We start from the raw sequence: 25863 nt of genomic DNA, 5'->3' as shown, positions 1-25863 counted from the left end.
GATCTATTTTAACGGAAAACGCGGTTATTTAAAAATATCCCGGTGATATAGCCCGGCCGACAGGCCGAGAGTTCTCAGGATTTTCTTCATTTCTTCGGCAACGACGACGGAGCGGTGTTTGCCTCCCGTGCAGCCGAAGGCGATGGTCAGCTGGCTTTTCCCCTCCTTGCGGAATTCCGGCAGGAGCTTTTCGATGAAGTCGCGGACCGCGCCCAGAAGGAGGCGGGTTTCGGGGTTTTCCATGACGAATTTCTTCACAGGCGCCGTTTGCCCGTTTTTGGCCCTCAGTTTATCGATATAAAACGGGTTGGGAAGAAACCGGGTGTCGAAGACGAGGTCGGCATCCAGGGGAATTCCGAATTTATATCCGAAACTGATGAGAACGGCCCGCAGGATCGAATTTTTATGGCCCAGAATCCGGCCGGCGATCAGATTCTTGAGCTGCATGATGGACAGGTGCGTGGTGTCCACGATCTCGTCGGACATCGACTTGATTCCGGCCAATCGTCTTCTTTCCAGGCAGATGCCTTCCAGGACGGATTTGGCCCGATAAATGGGGTGAGGCCGGCGGCTCTCGCTGAATCGCTTGGCCAGAGTCTCATCCGAGGCTTCAAAAAAAAGAACCCAGGGGTCGACACGTTTTTTCCTGCGGATGTCTTCGAGAACGACGGGGAAATCCTTGAGAAAGGACGGTTCGCGGATATCGACGACCAGCGCCATTTTTTCGATTTCGGCTTTTCTCCCGGCCCACAGCCGGACCAGGCTCGGAATCAGCTTGGCGGGGAGATTGTCCACGCAGTAGTACCCCATGTCTTCAAGAAAGCGGCTGACGGCCGATTTTCCCGATCCCGAAAGCCCGGTCAGGATCAGAAACCGCCTTTCTTTTTTCGGTGAACGCATGGCCTTTCCTCCCTATCTCATGGCCTTTTCAAGCCTTCGAACGATTTCCCGGGGGGCATGATAGCCTTTTTTTCTGAGGGCATGCACCCGGCAGGCGATTTCGATCAACGTGGCGATATTGCGGCCGGGCGCCACGGGGATGTTCAAGACGGGAATCCTGACACCGAGGATGTCCTCATCGGCGGGGGTGTCGAGGCCCAGTCTTTCGCAGGCCTTCCCGCGGGTCCATTTTCTCAACCGGATGATGAGATCGATCATCGAGGACCGCCGGATGGCCTGGGGACCGAAAACCTCCCGGATGTTGATGATGCCCAGACCGCGCAGTTCCATGAAATCCCGGCTGAGAGGGGGGGCCGTTCCGAAGAGCCGCCCCCGGGGCGATTTCTTGAGAATAACGACATCGTCGGAGACGAACTTGTGGCCGCGGGCGATGAGTTCGGCGCAGCTTTCGCTCTTTCCGATTCCGCTGTCGCCGATGATCAGGATCCCGACATCGAAGATTCTCATCAGCCCGGCGGAAACCTTGATCCGGGGGCCGTCGCGATCCGGATTCACGACCCTTCTTCCGTACGGATGACGTCGAGAATGCCGTTGACGCCGGGTGCATTCAGGATCTTCTGGGTGAGCCGGGGCGTCCGGCGGACGAGCTGAGCGACGGCGGCGAGGATCTGCAGGCTCAACCCGGGGTTTTCGGGTGGAGAGATCACCAGAAAAAACACATGCGAGGGGTTTCCGTCCAGCGATTCGAACGGAACTCCCTCCCGGGAGACAGCCAGGATGAACAGAGGTGCGGAGAGGCCTTTCATTTTGCAGTGAGGGATGGCCACGCCTTCGCCGATGGCCGTGCTGCCGAGGGTTTCCCTCTGGATCAGTTTGTCGAAAAGATCCCGGGGTCTGGAGATTCTCTTCTTGTTCCTTAGGAAATCGACAAGCTCTTTCAGAACGTCGTTGCGGTTGCGCCCGGAGAGATCCGCAAGAACCATGTCTTCGGCGAGCAGGGACTGGATTTTCACACCGCCTCCCGTCGTTTTGCGATGGCGATCAATCCGGTTCGACCAAGCCGTAGTGGCCGTCTTTTCTGCGGAACAGGACCGCCCATCTCTCACCCGCCGCGCGGCGGAACATCAGCACTTCCCGTTTCTTCACGTCGAACTGGATCAGGGCCTCTTCCACGGTCATCGGCTTGAGAGAATAATAGGGGCTGCGCAGGACCCGGACGACGGTTCCCTCGGCCTTCTCATCCGGCTCCGCCTCTTCAATAACGGCGGAAAACCCTTTTCTCTCCCGGCCGCTCCGGCGCCGTTTTTCGCGATTCTTCTCGATGTCCTTCTTTATCTTTTTTTCCAGGGCGTCGAAGGCCAGATTCAGAGAATCCATCATATCGGAGGTTTCCTCTTCCACCACAATGGAACCGCCCTTGGTTTTCAGGTTGACTTCGGCGATATGGCGGTTTTTCCTGACCGTCAGAATGACATCGACCTCGAGGACGGAGAACCGCAGTCGCCTCATGCCCTCCAGTCTTTTTTGGCAATAGGCCTTGATGTCCGGGGTCAGATCCGACTGGCGAGCCGTAAAATTCACGTTCATTTTCAACCCTCCATATATGACTTTCGTTTTCGAATGTGCGACGGCGGAATTTTCAGTTGTTTCCGGTACTTGGCCACCGTTCTCCGGGCGACGCGAAGATTCTCACGGGTCAATATATCACCAATTTCGATGTCGCTCAACGGACGGCTCTTGTCCTCGCTCCCGACGATCTTGCGGATCCGATCCTTGACCTTGAGCGAGGAAACATCCTCTCCGTAGGACCCCTGAAGGGATTTGTGAAAGAAGTATTTGAGCGGAAACGTGCCCAGAGGCGTCGACATCTGCTTGTTGGCCACGACACGGCCGACCGTGGATTCATGGACCCCGATCTCCTGGGCGATCTCCATCAGCGTCAGGGGCTTGATGCTGTCCACGCCCCGATCGAAAAAGTCCTTTTGTTTGTCGATGATATATTTGGCCACCTTGGCGATGGTCCGGTTGCGCTGGTCCAGGCTTCTCAGAAACCACAGGGCCTTCTTCATCTTGTCCTTGAGGAACAGAAGCGTTTCGGGATCGCCGTCCCCCGCCCGGGACAGCATGGCGTTGTAGAATCGGCTGAGTCTCAGCCGGGGCAGCCCTTCGTCGTTGAGATGAATCTTCAGGTCGTCGCCTTCCTTGACGACCAGGATATCGGGAACGACGCTCACCGTCCGATCCTGAGCGTATTTCAGGCCGGGCGCCGGATCCAGACTTCGGATCAGATCGATGTGCGCCTTGATGTCTCCGGGCGCCAGATTGAGGACTTTGGCCAATTGGAGATAATCCGATTTTTCCAGCAGGGAAAGGTGTTCGGTCACAATGGTCCGGGCCGTGGCATCATCGATGTCCAGATGGTCCATCTGAGCCAGGAGAGCTTCCTTCAGATCCAGGCTGGCCGAGCCGACCGGATCGAACATCAAGATTTTTTTCCGGACGGCGTCGAGGGCCTCGGGAGCCGTCCGGATGAGTTCGGCCAGTTCCTCAACCGGCTCCGCCAGATAGCCGTTTTCCTTGATATTGCCGATGATGAATCGGGCGATTTCGAGATCGCGGGGATCGTCGAAAGCCAGAGAGGCCTGCCAATTCAGATGGTCCCACAGACTGGGATTCCGGGCGAGAGTGTTTTCCAGCGAAACACGCTCCCGGTCCTCATGGAAATCCGGCCGGAAGCCCTCGTCGAGGTAGTCCCGAAAAAACGCTCCGACATCGAAGGCCTCATCGTCGACGGAATCCTTGTCCCCCAACATTTCCGCCTGATCGGGAATCTCGCCGTCCTCACTTTCGTCTTTGGGCGGAGCCTGGTCCTCCTCCAGTTCGATCATGGGATTCTGGGACATTTCCTGATCGATGATTTCGATGAGTTCCAGGTTGGTCAACGGCAGAAGCCGGATGGCCTGCTGAAGAGCGGGCGCCAGATAAAGCTTCTGGACGATTTTTTGATCCAACCGTTGTTTCAACATGAGGCGTCTTTATTATAGACGGAATTCGCTGCCCAAATAACTCTCCCGGACCTCCCGGGACGAAAGAATGTCCCGGGGGGTTCCTTCAAGAATCATTTTTCCCTTGTCGATGATGCAGGCCTTGTCCGTGATTTCCAGGGTTTCCCGGACATTGTGGTCCGTCACGAGGATGCCCATCCGTTTTTCTTTCAGGTGTTTCAGGATGTCCTGAAGATCGAGAACCGCCAGGGGATCGATTCCCGTAAACGGTTCGTCGAGGAGGATGAAATCCGGAGAGGTGACCATGGCCCGGGCGATCTCGAGCCGCCGGCGTTCTCCTCCGGACAGCGTATAGGCCTTGGCTCGGGACAGCCGGGCCAGCCCGAACTCCTCAAGGATGTCCCGGGGATCGCGCGGTCTGTCGCGAAAGGCGTCCGGCCGGGCTTCGATCACGGCCAGGATGTTTCCCTCGACCGTCAACTTGCGGAAAATCGAAGGCTCCTGGGGAAGAAGGCTGATGCCCTTTCTCGCCCGGACGTACATGGGCAACCCGGTGATATCCTCGCCGTCCAGATCAATCCGGCCGCCGTCCCCCTGAATGAGACCGGCCATGATGGAGAACGTTGTTGTCTTGCCGGCGCCGTTGGGGCCGAGCAGGCCGACGATTTCACCACGGCGGACTTCGACGGAAATCCCGTCGACGACTTTTTTGCGGCCGTAGCTCTTTTCGAGACCGGCGGCTTTTAAGGAACCCCTCATGAACTCGGCAATCCGGTCATCGGATGATGACGGTGGTGGATCTGTCGCGCTTGATATTTTCGATGGCGATTCTACCATCGTCCAGATAGAAAGTCAATTTGTCCCCCTTTGTCTCCCCCTTGTCCCGCTCGGCCAGGACGGGATGGCCGGTGAGAACCACGGTGGCCTCCGCTCTTTCATAAACGGCCCGTTCCCCCCGGCCCTGACGGGCCTCCTGATCGATCACGACGTTGCCTTCGGCCTCAACGCGGTCCATGCCGCCGCCGGTCCCGGCCAGAGTCACGGCCAGGCTGTCGGCCCGCAAGGTGAACGACTGGGTTTCCAGACGGCCCGCCCCCGTGTATCGGATCAGGTTTCTCTCCGGAATGAAGACCATCTCGTCCGAGTGCATTTCGAGCCGCTCTTCTTCGTCGTCGTCATCGCCCGTCTTGCGAAAGAGCAGGGAGTGGACGTCGCCGCGGAAAACCACCCGGCCCGTCTCCTGAAGGATATCGAGTTCCGAGGCGCTGACGGATTCCCGCTCCTGCCAGATCCGGACCTGATCGCGGAAGAAAAACCGCCGATCGTCCGCCCGGGTGTTCATGCGCCCACAGGTGATGAAGACGGGTTTCCCTCCGGAAAAAAAACCCACCGGCGCTCCGCTTTCTCCGGACCGCATGATCAAGCGGACCTCTCCCGAGGCCTCGACATTCTCGGTGCGCATATGGACGACGATTCGATCGGCCTCGATATCCAAAGGCCCCGAATCCGCCCGGGGTCTCCGCCCCGGACCTTTTTTCAAAACCAGAGCGCCGTGCCCATGGTTGTAATCGACGCGAGCGGCCGAAAAGCGGCGGGGCTCTTCTGAGTCGCCGGCCGAGTCGATCGTGATCCGGACGTCGGGCCAGGCCGCAAGATCCTTCAGTTCCCCTTCGGGCGTGAAATAGAGAATGGAATAATCGGAATCCAGGCGCGTGACGCCCCCGTCCGGAGCGGCAATGACCAGCCTGCTGTTTCCCCTGGCCTCGAAATGTGTAGAGACCAGGGTTTCGGGGTACAAAACCGTCCGGGCCTCATCAGCCTCGATACGATAGGCGCCGGCGCCGAAATCCGGGCCTTGAAAAACAGCCTTGACGCCGCCCTCAAAAACAGCCGTTTCCAAATTTTCCCGGTCGCCCGACAAGATGAACATCAGCCGCCCCCCCTCGGCCCGGCTGCCGCCGCGCTCCAAAACAGGCGCGCCGGTCACTTCGCCGGTTCCGGAGTCCCTGTGGTAAAACAGCCGGTCTCCGGTGATGGTCAGAGGGATGTCCCGGGAGGCCTCAGCCCGGGATTCCACGCGGAGATCGCCCTCGAGCTCCAGCTCTCCGGACCCGATGGCGTAGCGGAGGCTGCGGGACGTCCCTTTGAGTTTTCCGGTGGCGAAGGCGGCGCCCAAAACGGTGTGAAAGGCCTCCTGGATTCTGTCATATTTAAATCCCGGAGCTTCGATCACGATGTCCTTTTCGCGAACGCTCACGTTTTCGAGAAGATCGAACCGGGTCCGGTCTTCGTCGAGAGCGACATGACCTGCGGAAATGACGATTTTCCGGCCTCCGGTGCGGCCGAAATCGATGATTTCGACGTTTCCCTCCAGGTGCTGAAGACCGTCCTCACCGGCATAGACGCTGTCGGCCCGGGTTCTGAAGGACTCCCGGCCGCCGCTGAATTCGGAATGGCGGGCGCCGATTTTCCTCTCCAGGCGTCCGCCTTCGGGAGGAAGGGGAATTTCCCCGGATCCCGGATCTCCGGGCCGGGCCGTCACCAGGCGGAAAATGATCGCCGCAAACAGGATCAGGAAAGCGGCGATGGCGGCGCGCCGGACGTTTTTCAAGGCCGGATATCCTCGATCGTCAAGGTGGTTTTGGTTTCGCCGAGGTATTCGGAAACGGCCACGGAATAGACCAGGTCGACGGTGCGTCCCCGGGCGAGACGGGCCGCCCAGTCGGCCTTGTCCCAACCCACGGCTTCAAAAAACCGGCCGTTGCGCCGGGCCAGAAACTTCATATGCCGGCCGCGCATCGTCCGCGGCTCGCTCATGATCTCCGCTCCCCGTGTCAAAAACAGCGGTTTGGGATTCCCCGGGCCGAACGGATTCAGACGTTCGAAATGCTCCATGAATTCCGGGGTGATGGCCTCGAAATCCAGGCCGGCGTCGATTCGGAGCTTTCTCTTGAGATCCTCGCCGGAAATTTTCTCCTCGGCCAGGGCGTTCACGGCCTCCCGAAGAGCGGTCATGTTCTCCCGGGCCAGCGTGCATCCCACGGCCAGCTTGTGGCCGCCGTATGACTGAAACAGCGGGGCGCAGGCGTCGAGAAGATCGATGAGCGCGAAATCCGAAATGCTCCGGCCGGACCCGACGGCCCGGCCGTCTTCGTAGGAAAACAGGATGACCGGACGATGAAAGGTCTCCTTGATTTTGGAGGCCACGATCCCGATGACGCCCTTGTGCCAGGTCTCGCAGCCCAGGATCAGACACTTGTACCGTTGGTCGAGGCCGCGGGCTTCGACCATCTCCCGGGCCTCCCGGAAGATTTTTTCCTCCGTCCCCTGCCGCTTCGTGTTGAGCGCTTCCAGCCGGGCGACAAGATCCCGGGCTTCCCCGTCCGTCTCGGCGAAAAAGAGCTTGACCGCAAGATCCGTTTGCCCCATGCGTCCGGCGGCATTGATTCTCGGTCCGAGCCGGAATCCCAGATCGGAGGCCTGGACCGCCCGGTTTTGCAGACCGCAGACGTCCATCAACCGTTTGAGACCCGGGTTGGCGACATCCTCCAGCGCTTTCAGGCCGTGTCTGACGAACAGCCGGTTTTCCCCGATCAGACGGGCGACATCGGCCACGGTGCCGATCGAGACGAGTTTCATGTAGTGCGGCAGAGACGCCTCGCGCCCCTCGGTGATGAGGAGAGCCTGGATGAGCTTGAAGACCACACCGACTCCGGCCAAAGCCTTGTCGGGGTAGCCCGATTCGGACAGAACGGGATTGAGAACGGCCACGGCGTCCGGCAGATCACTCCCGGGGTAGTGATGGTCCGTGATGATGACGTCCACGCCGCCGGCTCCGGCCCGGGCCGTGAAACCGACCGCCTTGATTCCGCAATCGACGCTGATCACAAGCTTCGCCCCCCGGCCGGGAAGGATGTCGGCATGGTGGTCCTTGATCCCGTAGCCGTCTTCGAGCCTGTCGGGAATATAGTAATCGACATCGGCGCCCAGGGTACGAAGGGCCTTGTGCAGCATGACCGTGGAGAGAACGCCGTCGGCGTCATAGTCGCCGAAAATGAGGATTTTCTCGCCCCGGGCCGTTGCTCGGCGGATCCTGGCCACGGCGGCCTCCATGCCCTTCATGAGGAAGGGGTCGTGAAGATCCTCAAGCCCTCCGTAGAGAAAGGTCCGGGCGGCTTCGACGGTTTCAATCCCGCGGTTGGTCAGAATGCGGGCGATCTCCGGCGGCAGACCCAGGGCGGAGGCCAGCCCGGCCGCGGCCGGGTGGGGTTCGCAGAGATGCCAGATCGTATCGTTCATTGCCCTCAATGTAGCATAATCCCCGGTTGCGGACAACGCCCGGGCTCCCGTCGTTGACATTCAAACGATTGAAAAATATAATGCTTATGCCGTGATCACCGATCTATCCGAAGGTCTCTTTCGAACCCGGCGGATCTTTCGCCGGCTGGGGGACCTGTTCCGCAGCGGAAAAAAAAGAGAGGACATTCTTGAGGAGTTGTTCGAACTCCTGGTCCTGGCCGACGTGGGCATCCCGACGACGGAAAAGCTCCTTGACGGTCTCCGGGCCCAATGCGGAAAGGACGACCCGCCGGAAGTCCTGCGGGACATTCTCAAGAAAGATCTGGCCGCGATGCTGGACGGGAAAAGCTCGGAATTCGCCGCCGACTCCGGACGCGCCGTCGTTTTGATGGTCGGCGCCAACGGGGGCGGCAAAACGACGACTCTGGCCAAACTGGCCCGGCGGGCCGCAGGCCGGGGGAGCCGGGTCCTGATGGCGGCGGCCGACACCTTCCGGGCCGCGGCCTGCGAACAGCTTCAACTGTGGGGAAAAAAACTCGGCATTCCCGTTGTCTCCGGCCGCCGGGACGCCGATCCCGCCTCTATCGTCTTCGACGCCGTCCGGACTTACCGGGACGACGGCTACGACCTTCTTCTCATCGACACCGCCGGCCGCCTTCATACCAACAAGAATCTCATGGGCGAACTCGAAAAAATCCGCCGGGTGACATCCCGGGAAATCCCCGAAGAACCGCGGGAATCCCTGCTCATCCTCGATGCCGCGGTCGGTCGCAATGCCCTGGCTCAGGCCCGGGAATTCCTGTCCTTTTCCGGCCTGACCGGCGTCGTGCTCACCAAGCTCGACGGCACGGCGAAAGGGGGAAGCGTCCTGGCCGTCGCCGACGAACTCGGCCTGCCCATCAAATTCGTGGGCCTCGGGGAAAGCGAGGCCGACCTGGCCGAGTTTTCTCCCGCCGATTACATCGAGGCCCTGTTTTCATGAGCAGGCGGACGGATCGCGCTTTCATGGACATGGCCTACGGACTGGCCGCCAAAGCCGCGGGTCTCACGAGTCCCAATCCGGCCGTGGGCGCCGTCGTCGTCCGCCGCGGCGTCATCGTCGGCTGGGGATATCACGCCCGGGCCGGAAGCCCGCACGCGGAAATCGTCGCTTTGGAAAAAGCCGGGCGGCGGGCGAAAGGGGCGACGCTCTATGTGACGCTCGAACCGTGCGTTCATTGGGGAAAAACGCCGCCCTGCGCGGAGGCCGTTTTGGCGGCCGAACCGGCCCGTGTCGTGATCTCCGCCCGCGATCCCAACCCCGTCGTCCACAACAGGGGTATCGCCCGGCTCCGGGAAGCCGGTCTTGACGTCTCCGTCGGGATCCTGGAAGAAAGAAACCGGAGGCTCAACGAAAGCGCCGTCAAATTCATCACCCGGAAAATGCCGTTTGTCACCCTGAAAGCCGCCGTGTCTCTCGACGGAAAACTGGCCTCGCGGAGACTCGACGCCCGCTGGATCTCCTCGGCCGCTTCGCGGGAATATGCCCATCTCCTGAGAGAGGACAACGATGCCGTCCTGATCGGCGCCGGCACCCTGATCGCGGACGATCCTCTCCTGACCGTCCGCCACCCCTTCCGCAAAGGCAAGGCCGTGATCCGGGTCATTCTCGATTCAAAACTCAGATTTCCGCCGTCCGCCCGCATCCTTTCGACGCTCGACGAGGGACCGGTTCTGATCGTCGCCGGTGAAGGCGCCTCCCGGCGCAAGGCGGATCTCCTTCGCCGCAAGGGGGCCAAAGTGGTTGTCTTACCTTCGCCGCAGGGACGACCGGACCTTCAATCCGTTCTCGGCGAACTCGCCCGGAGAGACATTGCGGCTCTCCTCGTCGAAGGCGGACGGGACATTCATACCGCTTTTCTGGAAAGGGGTCTGGCCGACAAAATACTTCTGGTGGTCGCCCCCCTTCTCCTCGGCGGCCGGGACGCTCCGGGTCTTTTCGAAGGCCGGGGCGCCCCCCGCATCGCCGACGGCATTCGGCTCACCGAACCCCGGTTTTTCTCCATCGGGGAAGACCTCGTCCTGGAAGGATATCCGTCATGTTCACAGGCCTCATCGCTCTGACCGGTGAATTCAAAGGTTACCGAGGCGGCCGGAAGGAGCTTCTCTGTTCCGCCCCGCCGCTTCCGGGCCGGCTGGAAATCGGCGACAGCCTGTCCGTCAACGGCGTCTGTCTCAGCCTTTTGAGCCGGGAGGACGGCCTGTTGGCCTTCAATCTCTCCCGGGAGACCCTGGAAAAAACAACGCTCGGACATCTCCGCATCGGAGAACGCCTGAACCTGGAGCCGCCCTTGACCCTGAAGGACCCTCTCGGCGGACATCTGGTGACCGGTCATATCGACGCCGTCGGTAAAGTCCTGAAATCGGTCCCGCGGCCGCCGGGGAAACGGCTGTCGGTGTCGTTCCCGGCCGCGATCCGTCCGTTTTTCATCCCCAAGGGATCGGTCGCGGTCAACGGCGTCAGCCTGACCGTGGCCTCTCTTGGGCCGTCCTCATTCGATGCCGAGTTGATCCCCCTGACTCTTCAGGGCTCGAACATGGGGCTGCTGAGGCCCGGTGACACCGTGAACATCGAATGTGACATCATCGGCAAATACGTGTATAATTTCGCCCGAAAACCATGAACACAACATGCCCCACAATTACCGTTGAAGACGCCGTCGCTCATGTCCGGGAGGGGCGTCTCATCATCATTGTCGACGACGAGGACCGGGAAAACGAAGGCGACCTCATGACCGCCGCCGAAAAGATCACGCCCGAAATGATCAACTTTATGGCCCGGGAGGGACGGGGACTCATCTGCCTGCCCCTGACGAAAAACCGCCTGGAAGAACTCCAGCTCCCGCTCATGGTCGCCGACAACACGGCCCGCTATCAGACAGCCTTCACGATCTCCATCGACGCCAAGGACAAGGTGTCGACGGGAATCAGCGCCGCCGACCGGGCGGCCACCATTTTGACGGCCGTCGATCCGGCCACCCGGCCGGCCGATCTGTCCCGGCCCGGCCATATCTTCCCCCTCCAGGCCAAGGAAGGCGGTGTTCTGGAGCGGGCAGGTCAGACTGAAGCGGCCGTGGACATCGCCCGCATGGCCGGCCTGAACCCGGCCGGCGTCATCTGCGAAATCATGAACGAAGACGGCACCATGGCCCGCATGCCCCAACTCATCGAGTTCAGCCGGGCTCACAACATCCCCATTCTGACCATCGCCGATCTCATCAAGTACCGGATGAAGAACGAAACCCTGGTCAGGAAGGTCGACGAAGCCGACCTGCCCACCCGTTTCGGCAAGTATCGGGTTGCCGTTTTCGAGGACGACATCCGCGGCGAACAGCATGTCGCCCTCATCAAAGGCGATATTCTGGGTGGAGAACCCGTTCTCGTCCGCGCCCATTCCCAATGCCTGACGGGCGACACCTTCGCTTCCATCCGGTGCGACTGCGGCGATCAGCTTCACCAGGCCATGGCCTTGGTCGAAAAGGAGGGGCGCGGCGTCATCCTCTACATCATGACTCATGAAGGGCGGGGCATCGGGTTGTCGAACAAGATCCGGGCCTACGCCATTCAGGACCAGGGCGCCGACACCGTCGAGGCCAATTGCCGCCTGGGATTCAAACCCGACCAGAGGGATTACGGCATCGGGGCCCAGATCCTGGTCGCTCTGGGCATAAAAAAAATCCGCCTGATCACAAATAACCCCCGGAAGTTCATCGGGTTGGCCGGCTACAACCTGGAAATCAGCGAGCGCGTGCCTCTGGAGATTTCCCCCTGCCGGGACAACAGGAATTATCTCAAGACCAAAAAAGAAAAACTGGGGCATATTCTCGACCAGGTTTAACGGCGGCCCGGCGGAATCCGCTGAGGAGGATTTGAGACATGCCTCCCGCAGGCCGGGACGGGCGCCTGATCGGCGACGCGTTCCTGAAAAAATTGAGCCGGACCCCGGTCCGAAGCCGGCGATTGAAAATCCTCAAAGCCTGCGCGAGAATCGATGAGCCGTGGGTTGAAGACGTTCTCTGGGCCTCCCTGTCCGATCCCGGCGAAGACATCCGCGATTACCTCATCGGCGTCCTCGGCGGACGCCGGGACCGCAACCCCGATCTCCTTCGCCGGCGTCTGGCCGTCCCTCCCTGGTACGCCAGGTGCGCCGCGCTCCAAATCCTGGGACTTCGGGGATCCCGGGACGCCCTGCCATGGGTTGCGGAGTTTCTCGACGATTCCAACATCGAGATCAGAAGATACGTCGCCGGCGCATTGGGACACCTCGGCGGCCGTGAGGCCCTGAAGCTTCTTGTCCGCATGATGAAGGACGAAAGCCCCCATGTCCGGGCGGCGGCCGGAGAGGCCCTCGGCAAGGCCAGCCCCATCCGGTTTTCCTGATCAGGCCGGACTCCGGACCGATCCCGCTTCGAGGATGAAGGTCACCGGACCGTCGTTAACGATGCGAACCTCCATGACCGCCTGAAAGACTCCGGTTTGAACGGGAATGCCCCGTCGGCGGAGCGCGGCGACGAATTGATCGAACAGGGCCGCGGCGGGCACGGGATCTTCAGCGCCGTCGAAGCTCGGCCGGCGGCCTTTGCGGACGGAGCCGGCCAGGGTGAACTGGGAAACGGCCAGGGCCTCGCCCTCGACCTCGGATAACGACAGATTCATTTTTCCCGCCTCATCCGGAAAAATGCGCAATCCGGCGATTTTTTCCGCCAGAGCTTCGGCCTCCTTTTCGGTATCTCCTTTCCGGATCCCGACAAGGAGACAGACTCCGCGGCCGACGGCGCCGGCCGTCCGGCCTTCGACTTCCACCGAGGCCTCTTTCACCCTCTGGAGAACGATGATCATGGTTCCTTCCTTGCCCCCGGCCGGCTGCGGAAAAGCGCATTCCGGAGGCTGTCGAATTCCCGGCGGTTCAGAACAAAAACCGCCGCACCGTAGACGATGATCCCCGTCAAAATGGTTGCGGCCAGGGCGACAATCCCGGCCATGCCGGCGGCCGCTTCGCGGGAGACGGCATGCGAAACTCCGATGACAGCGCCCGCCATCACCGCACAGGCCGCAAAGCTCCGCAGGACCACAGCCCAAAACCCCGTGTCGGCATACCGGCCGAGCCGCTTTCTCAGAAGAAATCCGAGAACCCCGGCATGAATCATCTGGGTGAGGGAAAGGGCCAGGGCCAGCCCTCCGACCCCGAGCACGGTTCCCAGAGGCAACGCGGCGGCGATATAAATCAAAATAAGGACGAACGCCACAGCCGCCGGAGTCCGTGTATCCTGGAGGGAATAGAAAGTCGTCACCAGGATTTTCGTCACGGAAATGAACGGAAGCCCCAGCGCCAGGAAAAACAGGCACTCCGCGCTTAAGGCCGTGGAACGCGCCGTGAATTCCCCCCTTTCGAAGAGAACCTGCATGATGGGCCGGCTGAGCAGGAGAAGCCCGGTCATGGCCGGAAGGGTCCCCAGAACAATAAGCCGCAGGGAAAACTCCAGTGTTTTGCGGATGCCTTGGCTGTCGCGGGCGGCCGCCTGGCCCGAGAGGGAGGGGAGCAGCACAACGGCCAAGGCTATGGAAAAGAGACCGAATGTCAGTTCCTCGACCCGTGACGCGTAGTACAGGGCTGAAACACTGCCCTCCTCAAGATGTGAGGCCATAAACCGGCTGACGGCGAACTTGACCTGATAGGCGCCGAAGGAGAAAACGCCGGGAACCATAAGGACGGCCACCCGGATGACCCCGGGATGGCGGATGGACGGCCGAAAGGGAAGCCTCAGCCCCTCCCGGTGAAGAGCGGGCCACTGGAACAGAAGCTGCAGAATCCCACCGGCCAAAATCGCCGCCGCAAAGATCCAGGCCGGCTCCTCGGCTCGCGAGGCGAACATTACGGCCCCGGCAATCACGCTGATATTGAATAGAACGGGAGCGAAGGCCGGCACGGCAAAGCGCTGGAGGGAGTTCAGAATGCCTGTGGCCAGGGCGGCCAGGCTGATGATCAGAATAAAGGGGAACATCAACCGGGTCAGACCGATGGTCAAGGCCCATTTGCCCTCCACGTCGCCGAACCCGGCGGCGACCGTTTTCACCAGGATCGGCGACAGAAAAATGCCCAGAATGGAAACGGCAGCCATCACCAGGGCCAGGACACCAAAAAAAGAACGGGCGAAGGCCCACATCTCTTCCCGGCCTTCCCGGACACGCATATCCGTAAAGACGGGAATAAAGGCCGCCGTCATGGCGCCCTCGGCGGTCAGGCGGCGAAGCAGATTGGGCAGGGTGTAGGCCAAGGTGAAGGCATCGGCCGAAGTTCCCGTTCCCAGGAAATAGGCCTGAAGCATGTCCCGGACATATCCCAGAACCCGGCTGACGAGCATGGGCAGAGCCACGGACGCCGTCGATCTGATGATCTTGCTCTGTTTCTCGTCGTGTTCCATAATGCCCCGGCGATCGGTCCAGGTTGACTTTTTGTGGACGCTATTCTATCATAAGCGTCCTTTAAAGGAGATTGTTATGCCGCGTCACAAATCCGCCGTCAAGCAGTTGCGCCAGAGTTTGCGCAAAAACGCCGTCAACAAAAAAAGCAAATCCCGGCTGCGGAGCGAAATCCGGAATATCAAGACCGCCATCAAAAACGGGGACGCCGAAACGGCCGCCGCTCTTCTTCCCAAGGCCATGTCCGTGATCGACAAGAGCGTCAAGAAAAAGACCATCCCCGAGAAAAAGGGCGACCGCTATAAATCCCGGCTCAGTCGCAAGGTCCGGGAAGCCGCCGTCAAGACGACCGCCTGACCTCACTTCTTTTTCTCATCCGGCAGTAGCGGTAGAGGATTGCGTCCAAAACGACGCGGGGAGGGATGTCCGCTCTTTTGACCATCAGATCCGCCTCGCTCAACGATTGAAACAGGGCATTCAAACGTTTTCCTCCCAGGCTTTTGACCGCGGAAAAAAACGCTTCATACTTGCGCCGGTAAAAAAATCCCGTGGTTTCCTTGATGTAGGGAAAGAGCAGGGTGAAGATCTCTTTCGGGGTCTTGCCTTCGGCCAGGAGAGTTTTCCCCCGCAGAACATGGCCGAGAAAGTCGCCGATTTTCCCCAGAATCGCTTCCGGAGTCGCCCGGGTCGAGCTGAAATAGGCGTCGAGAACGGCCAGGCATTTGACGAAGTCGCCGTCTTCCAGAGCGTCCTGGATATCGAAGTCTCCGAGCGTGATGACCCAGGGAACGATCTCACCGACATCTTTGAGGCTGATGGTTTTATTCTCTCCGATATAAACGGCCAGCTTGGCGATTTCGCTGTCCATCCGCCTCAGGTCGCCGGAGGACAGCTCACAGAACTTGTCCAGGGCATCCGCGTCGAAAGTCTTGCCCTCCCGGCGGGCCCGCTCGGCAACCCATTTTCTGAGTTCGGAGGCCCGGAGGGGTTTGAATTCAGTCAATCGGACCTGGGACGCCGGCCGCGATTTGAAGAACTTGATCAACGGACGGGGACGCTTGGATTCCCCCGGTGCGATGACGACCAGGACCGTCCGGTCGGGAGGCGAGGCCAGATAAGCGGATAAAAGATTTTCGTCCTCCGGCGCAAGGTCGACAAATCCTTTTTTGCCGGCCGGCTTTTCCCCCTCTTTCTCCTGGTTCTTGTCCCCGGCTTCGGTCGCCCTGACGACGATCACCCGGCCGGGAGAAAACAGCATCGGGGAGGTCCGGGCGCTGTCCAGAATATCCGGCCATGAGGTTTCGTCCAGATAAAATCGTTCGACCGGAAAATCGGGCGGGCATCCGTCGTAGAGAGCGGCCTGAATCGAGGCGATGAATTCCTCGCTCCGAAACACATCCGTTCCGCAGAAAAACCAACAGGGGACGGACGCGTCCCGCGTCAAAAACCCTCCAGGATGCTGACGACGAGACTGCGGGCGAATTTTTCGGCGACTTTGTCGATGGCTTCGGATTCGACGGACTCGAAATCCGATCCTTCGGGAACTTCGTATTCCTCGGTGAAAACGAACGAGGCGTCGGAAAAAATCACCCTCTGCCGGACGAGGTCCCGCAGGGCGATCCGGGCGACGATCCGGATGTTGTACCTGTCGGCCGCGGCCTGTTCGGTGAAGGCGATGGGACTGACCCGGAACGAGACGATTTCGCCGTCAAGCAGGGCGTCGGCGCCCTCCGTTTCCTGCACGACCTGGACCTTGCCGCGGATAACCATTTCGCTGATGACGCTGCGGGTCAGCTTGAGGTCCAGCTCGAAACGGGTCGTGCTGTTTTTGAACATGGGGATGCTCATCTTCTGAACGTGGGCCGGAAGGAAACTTCCGGTGCCGCGCAGCCGGTAGCCGCACTCGAAAAACGTCAGAACGGCGGCCAAAAGAAGAATGAGATAGCGGAGTTTCATACCGCCGGGATTATATCACAGGACACGGCCCCTTCACGAGCCGAAGCGGAAAAGCTATACTGAGATTCGAAAGAACCGCCCATGACCGTGTTGGATGTCCACAACCTCAGAGCCGGATACGAAAACGGGTTCGTCCTGGAAGACGTCTCGTTTTCCCTCGAAGCCGGCGATTTCACCGCCGTTCTGGGAAAAAACGGTTCGGGGAAAAGCACGTTGATCAAGGCCGTTCAGGGTCTTCTCAAGACCTGCGAAGGGAACGTCACGATTCTGGGGCGCGAGGCTCTGAGTCTCTCCCGGCGGGAGTTGGCCGGACTGGTCGCCTATGTTCCCCAGTTTCACGAACCGGCATTCGACTACACGGTCGAAGAGGTCGTGACCATGGGCCGATACGCCCGGCGCGGCCGCCTGGAGAGGCTGTCGTCTTCCGACCGGGACGCCGTCGAAGACGCCATGACACTGGCCCGCGTCACCCACTTGAGGTCGAAGCCCGCGGCCCGCCTGAGCGGAGGCGAGGCCCGGCGTGTCGACATCGCCCGCGCCCTGGCCCAGGACGCCCAGATTCTTCTTCTCGACGAACCGAGCGCCCATCTCGACATCTGCTTCCAGGTTGAGATTTACCGCATGCTCCACAAACTCCAGATCGAACGCCAAACAACCATCCTGGCCGCCGAGCACAATGTCAATCTGGCGGCTCTCTTCAGCCGCCGGCTGATGCTGCTTAAAAACGGACGTTTGGAAGCTTGGGGAACACCGGTCGATCTCATCACTCGAGAAACGATCCGCGACATCTTCGAAGCCGAGGTCGACGTCCGGACCAACCCGCGATCCGGGCTGCCGGAGATCTCTCTCATCGCCGGGGACGGAGAGGCGGAAAGGCCATGAGACGGAAGGTCCGGATTCTGGTCCTGATGCTGGCGTTGCCGGGCCTTGCGATCGAAGCCCCTTCCCAGGACAGAGTTCTGACGGACGATTTCGGACACGTCTTCACTCTCCCGGACCGGCCGCCCCGGCGCATCGTCTCTTTGGCGCCCAACATCACCGAAATCCTGTTCGCCGTCGGCGCCGGAGACCAAATCGTGGGCGTCACGCGCTATTGCGACCATCCCGCCGAAGCCCGGGAGAAAGACCGGGTGGGCGGTTTCATCGACCCTTCGATCGAAATGGTTCTCCACCTGAAGCCCGATCTGGTCATCGGCTTCCGGGGCAATCCCATCCGGACTCTGGAACGGATTCGAACACTCGGCCTGCCGGTTTTCGTATTCGACATCGGGTCCGATCTTGAAACCCTGCCCCGATTCATCGAAAAGATCGGACGTCTCGTCCACCGTGAGGAAGGGGCATCGGTCCTGGCCGAAGAGGTCGCCGCGGCTCTGGCCGCCGCCGAACGGGAACGGTCCTCCCGGTCCGCCGAGCCGTCGGTTTTCCTGACGCTGAATGCCCGGGGTCTCTGGACCTGCGGCCGGGACAGCTATCTCGACGATATCCTGAAACGGGCCGGCGGGTGGAACATCGCCGGAGACATCTCTCGCGAATGGGTTCATTTCAGCCGGGAGCGACTGTTCCGAGACAATCCCGACGTCATCGTCATCCTGGCCCCCTCCCTTGAGGATTTCGCCTCCGCACGCGACAGGTTGTCCCGGGAATACAGGCTCGAGAGCCTTCAGGCTTTTCGAACGAACCGCGTCTGTTTTCTCGACGAGAACGCGGCCAGCCGGTTCGGACCGAGGCTTGTCGACACGCTGAAATCCCTCGCGGCCTGCCTGCATCCCGATCCCGCCTTAGGGAGGGCCTCCCGGTGAAGGCCCGGACCGCATCGCGGACAACAGCCGGCGCCCTGACCGTGCTGGCCGTCACGGGTCTTCTGGCCTCGCTCCTTCTCGGCCCGGCGGCCACGACTCCCGGAGATCTTCGGGATTTTATCCTTCACGGGGATACGACCTATGCCGTGATCTTCATTCACCTCCGGCTGGCCCGGGCCTGCCTTGCCTTTCTGGTCGGGGCCGCCCTGGCCCTTTCAGGCGCCGTTTTGCAGGGATTTTTCCGGAACCCGATGGCCGATCCCTTTGTCGTCGGAGTCTCCTCGGGCGCGTCTTTCGGAGCGGTTCTGGTCCTTGTCCTAGGCATCCGGACGGGAGCAGGCTTCGCCGTTCAGGGAAGCGCGGCCTTTATCTCCGGCCTGACCGTGGTCGGGGCCGTTTATGTCCTGTCCCGGCGCAAAGGCGTCTTCAAGGTGGAAACACTCCTGTTGACGGGCATCGCGGCCGGTGCTCTGGCCTCCTCCCTGACGTCTTTTCTTCTTTTCATGCGGGCGGACTCCTTTGAACAGGCTGTTTTCTGGCTCCTGGGCAGCCTGGCTTCGGCGGACTGGAACCAGGCCGCGGCCGTCGCTCCTCTCATTCTGGCCGGACTGGCCGTGGCCCAAGCTCTGGCCCGCGACATGAATTTGCTTTCTCTGGGCGACGACGCAGCGCTCGCACTGGGATGTCCCGTCGGACGCATCCGGACGATTTTTCTGGTTCTGGCCACGCTCCTGGCCGCTCTTTCGGTTTCCGTAAGCGGCATCATCGGTTTCGTCGGTCTCATCGTGCCGCACTGGATCCGGATTCTCACGGGACCGGACCATCGCCGTCTGTTCCTTCTGTCCTCTTTCGCCGGAGGGGTTTTTCTGGTCTATTGCGATCTTCTGGCCCGGACGGTTCTGGCCCCGGCCGAACTTCCGATCGGCGTCATCACCGCCGCCGTCGGAGCGCCGTTTTTCATCTATCTCCTTCAGCGCAGGCGGTCATGATCTATTTTTTCACGCGGGACTTCCGTCATCGGATGCGGTTTTTCTCTTCCGATCCCGTGCAGCCTCCCCTTCTCAAGTTTTCCAAGTCCCGCATCGCCTGGGAGAAGGCCAAAAAAAAGCTTCTTCTGCTTCCCATCCGCATCCTCCGCCAGGAACAGGCGTTCTCCCACGCTCCCGGACCGGCGGATCCTCCTCCCCTCGTCCTCCACGGCCGCCGCAAGGGCCAACGCGAGATGCGGCGGAGTTTTTTCTTTTTCCTTCAGCGCCAGAAAAGCCGGCACTATCTTGTTCTGGGACTCGAAGCTCTGTTGCTTCCAATCAGCGGGCTGGCCGCCTTTCTCCCGGGTCCCAACATTTTCTTCTATACTCTGGCCATTGTCATGATCACCCAGTGGCGGGCCGCCCGCGGCATTTCCCGTCTTCTGAAAAGGCGGGGAGAGATCGAATTCGTTTTCGATCCTCATCTTGCGGCCTGGGAAAAAGCCGCCGCCGGACGGGATCCGGAACAATGCGCCGCATGCCTGAACGCCGTCGCCGCGGCTCACGGTCTGGGAAATCTGGAAAAAATCCTTCGCCTGAACCCCCCCACAGCCGGGAATTCCTGACGGGCGATTCATTTGACAAATATGATGTTTTGTCATATCGTGAAGATAAGATGGTGCTGACCCTGGAACAGGTTTTAGTTGTCGTTTTGACGGTTTCGGCCGTCGCCGCCGTCACATTTCTGTGCATCACGCTGGTCCAAATCAAGAAGACCGCTCGGGAAGCTGAGCGGACCTTTGTGGAAATCCGCTCCCTGACGGCCGACCTCAAGCGGCTCGAGCAGAAAGCCGGCCTGCAACTCGACGAACTCGGCTCGACTTTGCAATCCGCGCGAAGGGCCGCCAACGTCATGTCCGGGACCGCCCATCATATGACGTCGGGCGCTTTCGGGCCGGCCATAAGGTATTGGCCGCTTATTTTGCCCTTGATTCGGGGCAGCTGGCGTCTATGGAAAAAAAGAAAGGAGAAACGATATGAGCGCTAACAGAGACAGTCATCTGGCGGAAGCCCTGGTGTCATTCCTGGCGGGAGCCGCCGCCGGATTCGTTGTGGGCATTCTTATGGCTCCGGCCAGCGGGCAGGAAACCCGGAAAAAACTCAAGGATCAGGTCGGGAAAGCCGGCGACGCAGCCAAGGAAAATTACGACAAGATCGCCAAGGAAGCCGAAAAGGGCATCCGCGTCGTCCGCGAGAAAACTTCCGAAGGCATCGACGCCATCAAGGAATTCATCGAAAAGAAAAAAGACGAATTCTCCCGCAAGTCTCCGTTTTTCCCGGAAGACGAAGCCACGGAAAAGTAAACCGCAACTTCAACGGCCGGAGGCGGGAGGCTTCAGCCGGCTGATGGGATGATCCGAAGAACGTAAGAGGGGTTGAGAATGGAAGTGTGGAGAGGGGTGTGCGCCGGAGTTTGGGCCGCCGTGTTCTTCACAGCAAGCTTCTTGGCCTTGATTTCTCCTCTCGGCGCCGTCGACACACGGACGGCCCGGCTTATCGACGAGGCCATCGAGCGCCACAAGCCGGAAATCATCAAGATCCGCAGGTTCATTCACATGAACCCCGAGCTCAGCAACAGGGAATTCGAGACGGCGCGCCTCATCGCTTCGAAACTCTCGGCTCTCGGCCTGGAAACAAGGACGGGAGTCGCCAAAACCGGAGTCGTCGGACTCCTGCGGGGCGGACAGCCCGGTCCGACCGTGGCTCTAAGGGCCGATATGGACGCCCTGCCGATTCAGGAAACGACCAATGTTCCCTTTCAATCGCTCAACCCGGGGGTCATGCACGCCTGCGGCCACGACATCCACATGGCCGTCGCTCTCGGCACCGCCATGGTGCTCAAGGACTTGAAGGATCGCGTCAAAGGCGGCGTCAAGTTCATATTTCAACCGGCTGAAGAAGGTCCCCCGGCGGGCGAGGAGGGCGGGGCCGCCCTGATGATCCGCGAGGGCGTCCTGGAAAACCCCAGGGTCAGCGCCATCTTCGGACTTCATGTTTGGAATGAAAACGTCGGACAGGTTCTCTTTTCCCCGGGCAACATCATGGCCGCCTCCGACGGGTTTCAGATCGTCGTCAAAGGCCGGAGCGCCCACGGCGCCAGACCCCAGGAAGGGGTGGACGCCATCGTCGTCGCCTCCCATATCGTCGCCGCGCTTCAGACCGTGGTCGGGCGCTCCATCGATCCGACGGATCCCGCCGTCGTCACCGTGGGCCGCATCGAGGGCGGCACACGGGCCAACATCATCGCCGACAAGGTCATCCTCGAGGGAACCATCCGCACGCTGAGCGACGCCAACAGAAAACGGATCCCCGCGATTATTGAAACCCTTGTCAAAGGCATCGTCCAGTCCTTCGGCGCCTCCCATGTTTTCGATTACCGGCCCAACCTTCCCCCCGTTCACAACCATCCCGAACTGGCCAAAACCATGCTGCCGTCTCTCATCCAGGCCATGGGGAAAGACAAGGTTCTCGATCTCGCGCCGCAAATGGTCTCCGAGGATTTCGCCTTTTTCGCCCGGAAGATCCCCGGTCTGTTTTTCTTTCTCGGCGTGAAGAACCCGTCCCAGGCTTCGCCCGCCGCTCTTCATACGCCCCGGTTCAATCCCGATGAGCGGGCCATCGCCGTGGGCATCCGGGCCATGTGCCATCTGATTCTCGACGCGCTCGAGATTCAGAGTGCCATCGGCAATCATCACCCCTAACCCCTTTCGGGGTTGTGCGTGAAAACTCCAAGTTTTTTACTTTCTTCTTATCTGGAGTTTTCACCCTTCGGGCGTGCCGATCTCACCATCCCGGCTTCGTCGAAGCCCACTCGACGTAGCTCAACTACGCCTTCGTGAGCCTCTTCCTTGCCGGAACGGCAACCTCGACACGCGCACAGTCCCTCTCTTCGGGGTTGTGCGTCATAACGCCGGGGTTTTTCTTTTTTCTCCATAATCCGGCGTTATGACCTTTTAGGCGTGCCGATCTCACCATTCCGACTGCGTCGCAGCCTGTTCGACGTAGACGCGGCGTCGGTTTCCGCGGGACGCAGTCGGGAGAGTGAGAATCAACAAGCCGCCCATTGCGTCTATTGAATATAGCCGATCCGACAAGGCCGAACGATGAGATATCCGTGCCTGTATCTGGCCGTTGCGACGGCGGCCGGGATCCTGGCGGCTTCGGCTGCGACTTTGAAGCCCTTCCCAGTCGCTGTCGTCTTTCTGACCCTTCTTGCGGCGGCCTGGGCGGCCTTCGCGGCGAGGAAGAACCGGACGGCCCTCGTGATCGTCCTGGGCGCGACTGCGGCCTTCGGAGCCGCCGTTTACACCTATGAAGACGCCCGTTATGCCGCCATTCCTCTCCGAACATTCCAGGCCGAGGGCTACTCGGATTTCACAGGCATTCTGGTCAAATCTCCGTCCCGGGACACGGACCGCGACATCCTCCTTATGCGCGTCGACGGCGTGCGCACCCAAGGTCAGGACATCCCCATGGAAGGCCGGCTTCGCGTCACCGTTCCCGTCACTCCGGGCGGCGGCGGACGGATCCGCCTTCATGCCCGCGACCGCATTCGTATCTCCGCCCAACTTTCCAAGGGCGGAGATTACCACAATTTCCACCCGCCCTTTTACTCCCGCTTCCTCAAAAACCGGAAGATCCACGCCCGGGCCTTCGCCAAAAGCCCCCGGCTCGTCGAAAAGATCGCCGACGGCCCGCGTTTTTCGCCCGCCCGCATGATGTCCCGGCTGCGTCTGGCCGCGCAGGACAAGATCGAGAGCCGCTTTTCAGCTCCGCCTCCGGCATCCCTGACACCGACGGGCGCCGTCCTCGAAGCGCTCATGCTCGGAGAAAACGGCCGGCTGGATGCGCCGACCCTGCACCGCCTCCAGGCCTCGGGTCTCTATCATCTTTTCGCCATCTCCGGAGCGCACATCGCCATTCTCTCGTTGATGATCTACGCCTTTCTTCGCCTGATCCGGTTGCGGCGGAGAATCTCCCACCTCGTCTTGATCTCCGCTTTGATCGCCTATGCCATGTTCGTCGAAGGCCGCCCCTCGGTCTTTCGGGCGACCCTCATGGCCCTTGTCTATCTGGCCGGACGCCTGCTCTGGCGCGATGCCCCGCCCCTGAACTCGGCAGCCTTCAGCGGCTTGGTCCTCCTCCTCGACAATCCCTTCAGCCTGTTCGACATCGGGTTTCAACTGACATTCGCCGCCACGCTGTCCATCATTCTTTTCGCTCCCCGCCTGATGCGTCTCCTGCCGCGCCTGCCTCTGCGGGCGGGGGAAATGGCGGCCGTCTCGACGGCCGCCCTGGCCGGTGTTCTGCCTCTTGTCGCCCGCCATTTCAACCGGGTGACATTCTCTTCCATTCCTCTCAACCTGCCTGCCGTCCCGCTGGTCGCGGCGATCATGCTTGCGGGTTTTCTGTTCATTCCCCTGTCTTTCATCGCCCCCTTCGCCGCCGGCCTCGCCGCCTCTCTTCTCGAAATTCTCATCCCCCTCTTTCTTCGACTTTCAGGAACGCTGGGAGGCACGGCCCCGTTTTCCTACCGCATTCCCACTCCCGGGTGGCTCGTTCTTCTCGGTTATGGAGTCGGTCTGGGGCTGCTTCTTATTCCTTTTCGAAAACGCCGGGTCCGGGCGGCCGCCCGATCGGTTTCGGCCGTTTTTTCGATTCTCCTGGTTGTCCATCCCTTTCCGTCCCGAAGCCGGGATTTGAGGATGACCCTGATCGATGTCGGACAGGGAGAATCGATTCTCATCGAATTTCCCGGAAAAAGACGCATGCTTGTCGACGGCGGCGGGCTTCACGACAACTCCTTCGACCTGGGGGAAAACGTCGTTTCGCCGTTTCTCTGGCGGCGGGGCATCCGGCGGATCGACATCCTTGTTCTTTCGCATCCCCATCCGGACCACCTCAACGGCCTGGTTTCCGTGGCCCGGAATTTCAAAATCGGTGAATTCTGGGAAGCCTTTCCCCCCGAGCAGGGAGCGGTCTATGCCCGATTGGAGAAGGCTCTGGTGAAATCCCGCCGCCGTCGTGTTTTCCGGGGCGACGGAGAAACGGCGGGCGAAGCGCGGATCGATGTCCTGCATCCGGATGAAAGAGACCGCGAGACAAGCCTTTTGGAAAACGACCTGTCCCTTGTCCTGAAAATCGTTTATGGGGAAACGGCTTTTCTCCTGACGGGCGACATCGGCCGGGCGGCCGAAGAGAAGCTTGCCGGCGGAACGGCGGATCTTTCAGCGACTGTCTTGAAATCCCCCCATCACGGCAGCCGGACATCGAGTTCGGCCGCCTTCCTCGAAAAAGTCCGCCCCGCCGTTGCGGTCATTTCCGTCGGCCGGGACAACAACTTCGGTCTTCCCAACAGGGAGGTTCTGGAGACATATGAAACGGCAGATACCCGGGTTTTCCGGACGGACATCCACGGCGCCGTTGAGATCACATCGGACGGCCGGGAGATCCGGATCCGGACATCGCGGGCCGGCATCCCGGCCCTGTGAACATCGCCCTACCTGAAGTAGATGAAGCCGATCTGGATTCCGAGGACGCGGTCGTCCTGGGACCTCGGAATAATATCGGCCGGACGGAATGTCTTATCCGTGGCGATGATCAGGTGAAATTCGTCGCCGTCGCCCAGCATTTCCTTTTTGATCGGATAAGACTTTTCGAAATGGCTTTCTTCGGGAATGAATTCATCCAGCACGAGGTCGTTGATCTTGAAAATGACCCTCTGATCCTTGACGGCCTCGGGGTTGACGCCGCCCCGGATGACGAGCAGGGCGTCGCGGTGCGGATTGTCGATCAGACAGCGGGCTTCCTGCTCCGTCCACCGCCATTGCTTGAGATAGGACCCGGGTTCGATCTCCAGGTTGTACCAGCCGGACTCATAGATGACCTCGGGCGTATCGGGGGGAGGGAGGGTGACTTTATAGTTCCTGTTCAGGACTTCCAGTTTCGATTTGCCGGCGACATCGTAGGGGGAATGCAGGCCGACGGACAGCCGAAGCGTCTCCTCGCCCCGGAACCGGGGATCGAATTCATCGATGAACGGGGGGATGTAGATGCGTCTCTGAACCGTGTATTCCTGATTGGGTTCCCACTGGGAAGTCGGCACCTCGGGAACATAGTCATCCTGAATCAACAGGTTTGCGCCGTGCCAGAAATGGACGAACACGCTGTAATCCTGATCCAGTTTTTCAAATTCCGAGGACGTTTTCCACGTATAGAAGACATCGGTCATCAGATTGTCCGTCAGGTTTTTCTCGGAAAACTCGACGCCGATGTCCACGCCTTTGACCTGGGATTTCTTGGCGCAGGAAAAGCCCGCCGCCAGGATCGCGATCATCAAGACAATCAAGGCTGTTTTCTTCATAACGACAATTCCTCCTTATCCACCGAAAAAGAATCTCGGTTGACTCATTATAA

The 25863-nt window shown here is 60.3% G+C and carries 27 protein-coding genes; 14 read left to right on the top strand and 13 right to left on the bottom strand.

Annotated elements, in window-relative coordinates:
* Positions 1-24: 24 nt before the first annotated feature.
* From rapZ to recJ, 8 genes are read right to left on the bottom strand one after another with little or no spacing between them, the layout of a single operon-like run.
* The gene (gene rapZ / locus SCM96_03590) at positions 25-900 is read right to left on the bottom strand and encodes an RNase adapter RapZ (protein ID MDW7759704.1); all 876 of its coding nucleotides are present in this window, start codon (positions 898-900) and stop codon (positions 25-27) included.
* A gap of 12 nt (positions 901-912) precedes the next feature.
* Positions 913-1455 carry a hypothetical protein gene (locus tag SCM96_03585; GenBank protein ID MDW7759703.1) on the bottom strand — a complete coding sequence of 181 codons (543 nt, stop codon included), beginning with the start codon at positions 1453-1455 and terminating at the stop codon, positions 913-915.
* Positions 1452-1913: a PTS sugar transporter subunit IIA gene (locus SCM96_03580; protein MDW7759702.1), complete on the bottom strand. Its 462-nt coding sequence runs from the start codon at positions 1911-1913 to the stop codon at positions 1452-1454. The genes SCM96_03585 and SCM96_03580 overlap by 4 nt, the downstream gene beginning before the upstream one ends.
* 28 nt (positions 1914-1941) lie before the next feature.
* A complete protein-coding gene (raiA, locus tag SCM96_03575) occupies positions 1942-2487 on the bottom strand; it encodes a ribosome-associated translation inhibitor RaiA (GenBank protein MDW7759701.1) in 546 nt (181 codons plus the stop codon).
* 2 nt (positions 2488-2489) lie between these two features.
* Entirely contained in the window at positions 2490-3926 is a 1437-nt protein-coding gene (gene rpoN, locus SCM96_03570) for an RNA polymerase factor sigma-54 (protein MDW7759700.1), read from the bottom strand.
* Between the two features lie 12 nt (positions 3927-3938).
* Positions 3939-4664 (bottom strand): LPS export ABC transporter ATP-binding protein, encoded by a 726-nt coding sequence (lptB, locus tag SCM96_03565; GenBank protein ID MDW7759699.1) that lies wholly within the window; start codon positions 4662-4664, stop codon positions 3939-3941.
* Positions 4665-4680: 16 nt separating this feature from the next.
* Entirely contained in the window at positions 4681-6516 is a 1836-nt protein-coding gene (locus tag SCM96_03560; GenBank protein ID MDW7759698.1) for an LptA/OstA family protein, read from the bottom strand.
* Positions 6513-8204, bottom strand: a complete 1692-nt coding sequence (recJ, locus tag SCM96_03555) for a single-stranded-DNA-specific exonuclease RecJ (GenBank protein MDW7759697.1) — start codon at positions 8202-8204, stop codon at positions 6513-6515. The genes SCM96_03560 and recJ overlap by 4 nt, the downstream gene beginning before the upstream one ends.
* 91 nt (positions 8205-8295) lie before the next feature.
* Between recJ and ftsY the strand changes: the two genes are divergently transcribed.
* The 5 genes from ftsY to SCM96_03530 are packed head-to-tail and all read left to right on the top strand — an operon-like array spanning position 8296 to position 12623.
* Positions 8296-9186 carry a signal recognition particle-docking protein FtsY gene (gene ftsY / locus SCM96_03550; protein ID MDW7759696.1) on the top strand — a complete coding sequence of 297 codons (891 nt, stop codon included), beginning with the start codon at positions 8296-8298 and terminating at the stop codon, positions 9184-9186.
* Positions 9183-10307, top strand: coding sequence for a bifunctional diaminohydroxyphosphoribosylaminopyrimidine deaminase/5-amino-6-(5-phosphoribosylamino)uracil reductase RibD (gene ribD / locus SCM96_03545; protein ID MDW7759695.1), 1125 nt, complete (start codon positions 9183-9185; stop codon positions 10305-10307). The genes ftsY and ribD overlap by 4 nt, the downstream gene beginning before the upstream one ends.
* Positions 10283-10867, top strand: a complete 585-nt coding sequence (locus SCM96_03540) for a riboflavin synthase (GenBank protein ID MDW7759694.1) — start codon at positions 10283-10285, stop codon at positions 10865-10867. The genes ribD and SCM96_03540 overlap by 25 nt, the downstream gene beginning before the upstream one ends.
* Positions 10864-12081 (top strand): bifunctional 3,4-dihydroxy-2-butanone-4-phosphate synthase/GTP cyclohydrolase II, encoded by a 1218-nt coding sequence (locus SCM96_03535; GenBank protein ID MDW7759693.1) that lies wholly within the window; start codon positions 10864-10866, stop codon positions 12079-12081. The genes SCM96_03540 and SCM96_03535 overlap by 4 nt, the downstream gene beginning before the upstream one ends.
* Before the next feature lie 38 nt (positions 12082-12119).
* On the top strand, positions 12120-12623 hold the full coding sequence (locus tag SCM96_03530; GenBank protein ID MDW7759692.1) for a HEAT repeat domain-containing protein: 504 nt from the start codon (positions 12120-12122) through the stop codon (positions 12621-12623).
* Here SCM96_03530 and dtd read toward each other — a convergent pair whose 3' ends face one another.
* Together dtd and murJ are read right to left on the bottom strand one after the other, a co-directional pair.
* Positions 12624-13082 (bottom strand): D-aminoacyl-tRNA deacylase, encoded by a 459-nt coding sequence (dtd, locus tag SCM96_03525; protein ID MDW7759691.1) that lies wholly within the window; start codon positions 13080-13082, stop codon positions 12624-12626.
* Positions 13079-14665, bottom strand: a complete 1587-nt coding sequence (gene murJ / locus SCM96_03520; protein MDW7759690.1) for a murein biosynthesis integral membrane protein MurJ — start codon at positions 14663-14665, stop codon at positions 13079-13081. Before murJ ends, dtd begins: the two co-directional genes overlap by 4 nt.
* A 76-nt stretch (positions 14666-14741) precedes the next feature.
* On the opposite strand from murJ, the gene rpsT reads away from it, so the two are divergent.
* Positions 14742-15020 (top strand): 30S ribosomal protein S20, encoded by a 279-nt coding sequence (gene rpsT / locus SCM96_03515; GenBank protein ID MDW7759689.1) that lies wholly within the window; start codon positions 14742-14744, stop codon positions 15018-15020.
* Here the strand turns inward: rpsT and holA are convergent.
* The gene (gene holA, locus SCM96_03510) at positions 15004-16107 is read right to left on the bottom strand and encodes a DNA polymerase III subunit delta (protein ID MDW7759688.1); all 1104 of its coding nucleotides are present in this window, start codon (positions 16105-16107) and stop codon (positions 15004-15006) included. The two genes, rpsT and holA, sit on opposite strands and share 17 nt — an antisense overlap.
* The gene (gene lptE / locus SCM96_03505; protein MDW7759687.1) at positions 16104-16619 is read right to left on the bottom strand and encodes an LPS assembly lipoprotein LptE; all 516 of its coding nucleotides are present in this window, start codon (positions 16617-16619) and stop codon (positions 16104-16106) included. The genes holA and lptE overlap by 4 nt, the downstream gene beginning before the upstream one ends.
* An 81-nt stretch (positions 16620-16700) precedes the next feature.
* Between lptE and SCM96_03500 the strand changes: the two genes are divergently transcribed.
* From SCM96_03500 to SCM96_03465, 8 genes are all read left to right on the top strand, one after another.
* Positions 16701-17501: an ABC transporter ATP-binding protein gene (locus SCM96_03500; protein ID MDW7759686.1), complete on the top strand. Its 801-nt coding sequence runs from the start codon at positions 16701-16703 to the stop codon at positions 17499-17501.
* Complete coding sequence (locus SCM96_03495) at positions 17498-18418, top strand: helical backbone metal receptor (protein ID MDW7759685.1); 921 nt, start codon at positions 17498-17500, stop codon at positions 18416-18418. The genes SCM96_03500 and SCM96_03495 overlap by 4 nt, the downstream gene beginning before the upstream one ends.
* Entirely contained in the window at positions 18415-19407 is a 993-nt protein-coding gene (locus SCM96_03490) for an iron ABC transporter permease (protein MDW7759684.1), read from the top strand. Before SCM96_03495 ends, SCM96_03490 begins: the two co-directional genes overlap by 4 nt.
* The gene (locus SCM96_03485) at positions 19404-20012 is read left to right on the top strand and encodes a hypothetical protein (GenBank protein MDW7759683.1); all 609 of its coding nucleotides are present in this window, start codon (positions 19404-19406) and stop codon (positions 20010-20012) included. Before SCM96_03490 ends, SCM96_03485 begins: the two co-directional genes overlap by 4 nt.
* Before the next feature lie 50 nt (positions 20013-20062).
* On the top strand, positions 20063-20434 hold the full coding sequence (locus tag SCM96_03480; GenBank protein MDW7759682.1) for a hypothetical protein: 372 nt from the start codon (positions 20063-20065) through the stop codon (positions 20432-20434).
* Entirely contained in the window at positions 20424-20750 is a 327-nt protein-coding gene (locus tag SCM96_03475; GenBank protein ID MDW7759681.1) for a YtxH domain-containing protein, read from the top strand. The genes SCM96_03480 and SCM96_03475 overlap by 11 nt, the downstream gene beginning before the upstream one ends.
* Before the next feature lie 78 nt (positions 20751-20828).
* A complete protein-coding gene (locus SCM96_03470; GenBank protein MDW7759680.1) occupies positions 20829-22148 on the top strand; it encodes a M20 family metallopeptidase in 1320 nt (439 codons plus the stop codon).
* Positions 22149-22550: 402 nt separating this feature from the next.
* A complete protein-coding gene (locus SCM96_03465) occupies positions 22551-24938 on the top strand; it encodes a DNA internalization-related competence protein ComEC/Rec2 (protein MDW7759679.1) in 2388 nt (795 codons plus the stop codon).
* 8 nt (positions 24939-24946) lie between these two features.
* On the opposite strand, the gene SCM96_03460 is transcribed toward SCM96_03465, so the two are convergent.
* Positions 24947-25810, bottom strand: coding sequence for a hypothetical protein (locus SCM96_03460; protein ID MDW7759678.1), 864 nt, complete (start codon positions 25808-25810; stop codon positions 24947-24949).
* Between the last annotated feature and the right edge of the window lie 53 nt (positions 25811-25863).

It is taken from the genome of Acidobacteriota bacterium, from assembly GCA_033549365.1.
Lineage (GTDB): Bacteria > Acidobacteriota > Aminicenantia > Aminicenantales > Saccharicenantaceae > JAWSUF01.
Note: the sequence above shows the minus strand (reverse complement) of the source record. Positions and strands in the feature narration are given on the sequence as shown.

Bases quoted from the DNA above. Each gene is read 5' to 3' on its own strand.
- rapZ (MDW7759704.1), bottom strand. From the start codon at position 900: ATGCGTTCACCGAAAAAAGAAAGGCGGTTTCTGATCCTGACCGGGCTT.
- raiA (MDW7759701.1), bottom strand. From the start codon at position 2,487: ATGAACGTGAATTTTACGGCTCGCCAGTCGGATCTGACCCCGGACATC.
- rpoN (MDW7759700.1), bottom strand. From the start codon at position 3,926: ATGTTGAAACAACGGTTGGATCAAAAAATCGTCCAGAAGCTTTATCTG.
- lptB (MDW7759699.1), bottom strand. From the start codon at position 4,664: ATGAGGGGTTCCTTAAAAGCCGCCGGTCTCGAAAAGAGCTACGGCCGC.
- recJ (MDW7759697.1), bottom strand. From the start codon at position 8,204: ATGAACGATACGATCTGGCATCTCTGCGAACCCCACCCGGCCGCGGCC.
- ribD (MDW7759695.1), top strand. From the start codon at position 9,183: ATGAGCAGGCGGACGGATCGCGCTTTCATGGACATGGCCTACGGACTG.
- SCM96_03540 (MDW7759694.1), top strand. From the start codon at position 10,283: ATGTTCACAGGCCTCATCGCTCTGACCGGTGAATTCAAAGGTTACCGA.
- SCM96_03535 (MDW7759693.1), top strand. From the start codon at position 10,864: ATGAACACAACATGCCCCACAATTACCGTTGAAGACGCCGTCGCTCAT.
- SCM96_03530 (MDW7759692.1), top strand. From the start codon at position 12,120: ATGCCTCCCGCAGGCCGGGACGGGCGCCTGATCGGCGACGCGTTCCTG.
- dtd (MDW7759691.1), bottom strand. From the start codon at position 13,082: ATGATCATCGTTCTCCAGAGGGTGAAAGAGGCCTCGGTGGAAGTCGAA.
- murJ (MDW7759690.1), bottom strand. From the start codon at position 14,665: ATGGAACACGACGAGAAACAGAGCAAGATCATCAGATCGACGGCGTCC.
- rpsT (MDW7759689.1), top strand. From the start codon at position 14,742: ATGCCGCGTCACAAATCCGCCGTCAAGCAGTTGCGCCAGAGTTTGCGC.
- lptE (MDW7759687.1), bottom strand. From the start codon at position 16,619: ATGAAACTCCGCTATCTCATTCTTCTTTTGGCCGCCGTTCTGACGTTT.
- SCM96_03500 (MDW7759686.1), top strand. From the start codon at position 16,701: ATGACCGTGTTGGATGTCCACAACCTCAGAGCCGGATACGAAAACGGG.
- SCM96_03495 (MDW7759685.1), top strand. From the start codon at position 17,498: ATGAGACGGAAGGTCCGGATTCTGGTCCTGATGCTGGCGTTGCCGGGC.
- SCM96_03485 (MDW7759683.1), top strand. From the start codon at position 19,404: ATGATCTATTTTTTCACGCGGGACTTCCGTCATCGGATGCGGTTTTTC.
- SCM96_03480 (MDW7759682.1), top strand. From the start codon at position 20,063: ATGGTGCTGACCCTGGAACAGGTTTTAGTTGTCGTTTTGACGGTTTCG.
- SCM96_03475 (MDW7759681.1), top strand. From the start codon at position 20,424: ATGAGCGCTAACAGAGACAGTCATCTGGCGGAAGCCCTGGTGTCATTC.
- SCM96_03470 (MDW7759680.1), top strand. From the start codon at position 20,829: ATGGAAGTGTGGAGAGGGGTGTGCGCCGGAGTTTGGGCCGCCGTGTTC.
- SCM96_03465 (MDW7759679.1), top strand. From the start codon at position 22,551: ATGAGATATCCGTGCCTGTATCTGGCCGTTGCGACGGCGGCCGGGATC.
- SCM96_03460 (MDW7759678.1), bottom strand. From the start codon at position 25,810: ATGAAGAAAACAGCCTTGATTGTCTTGATGATCGCGATCCTGGCGGCG.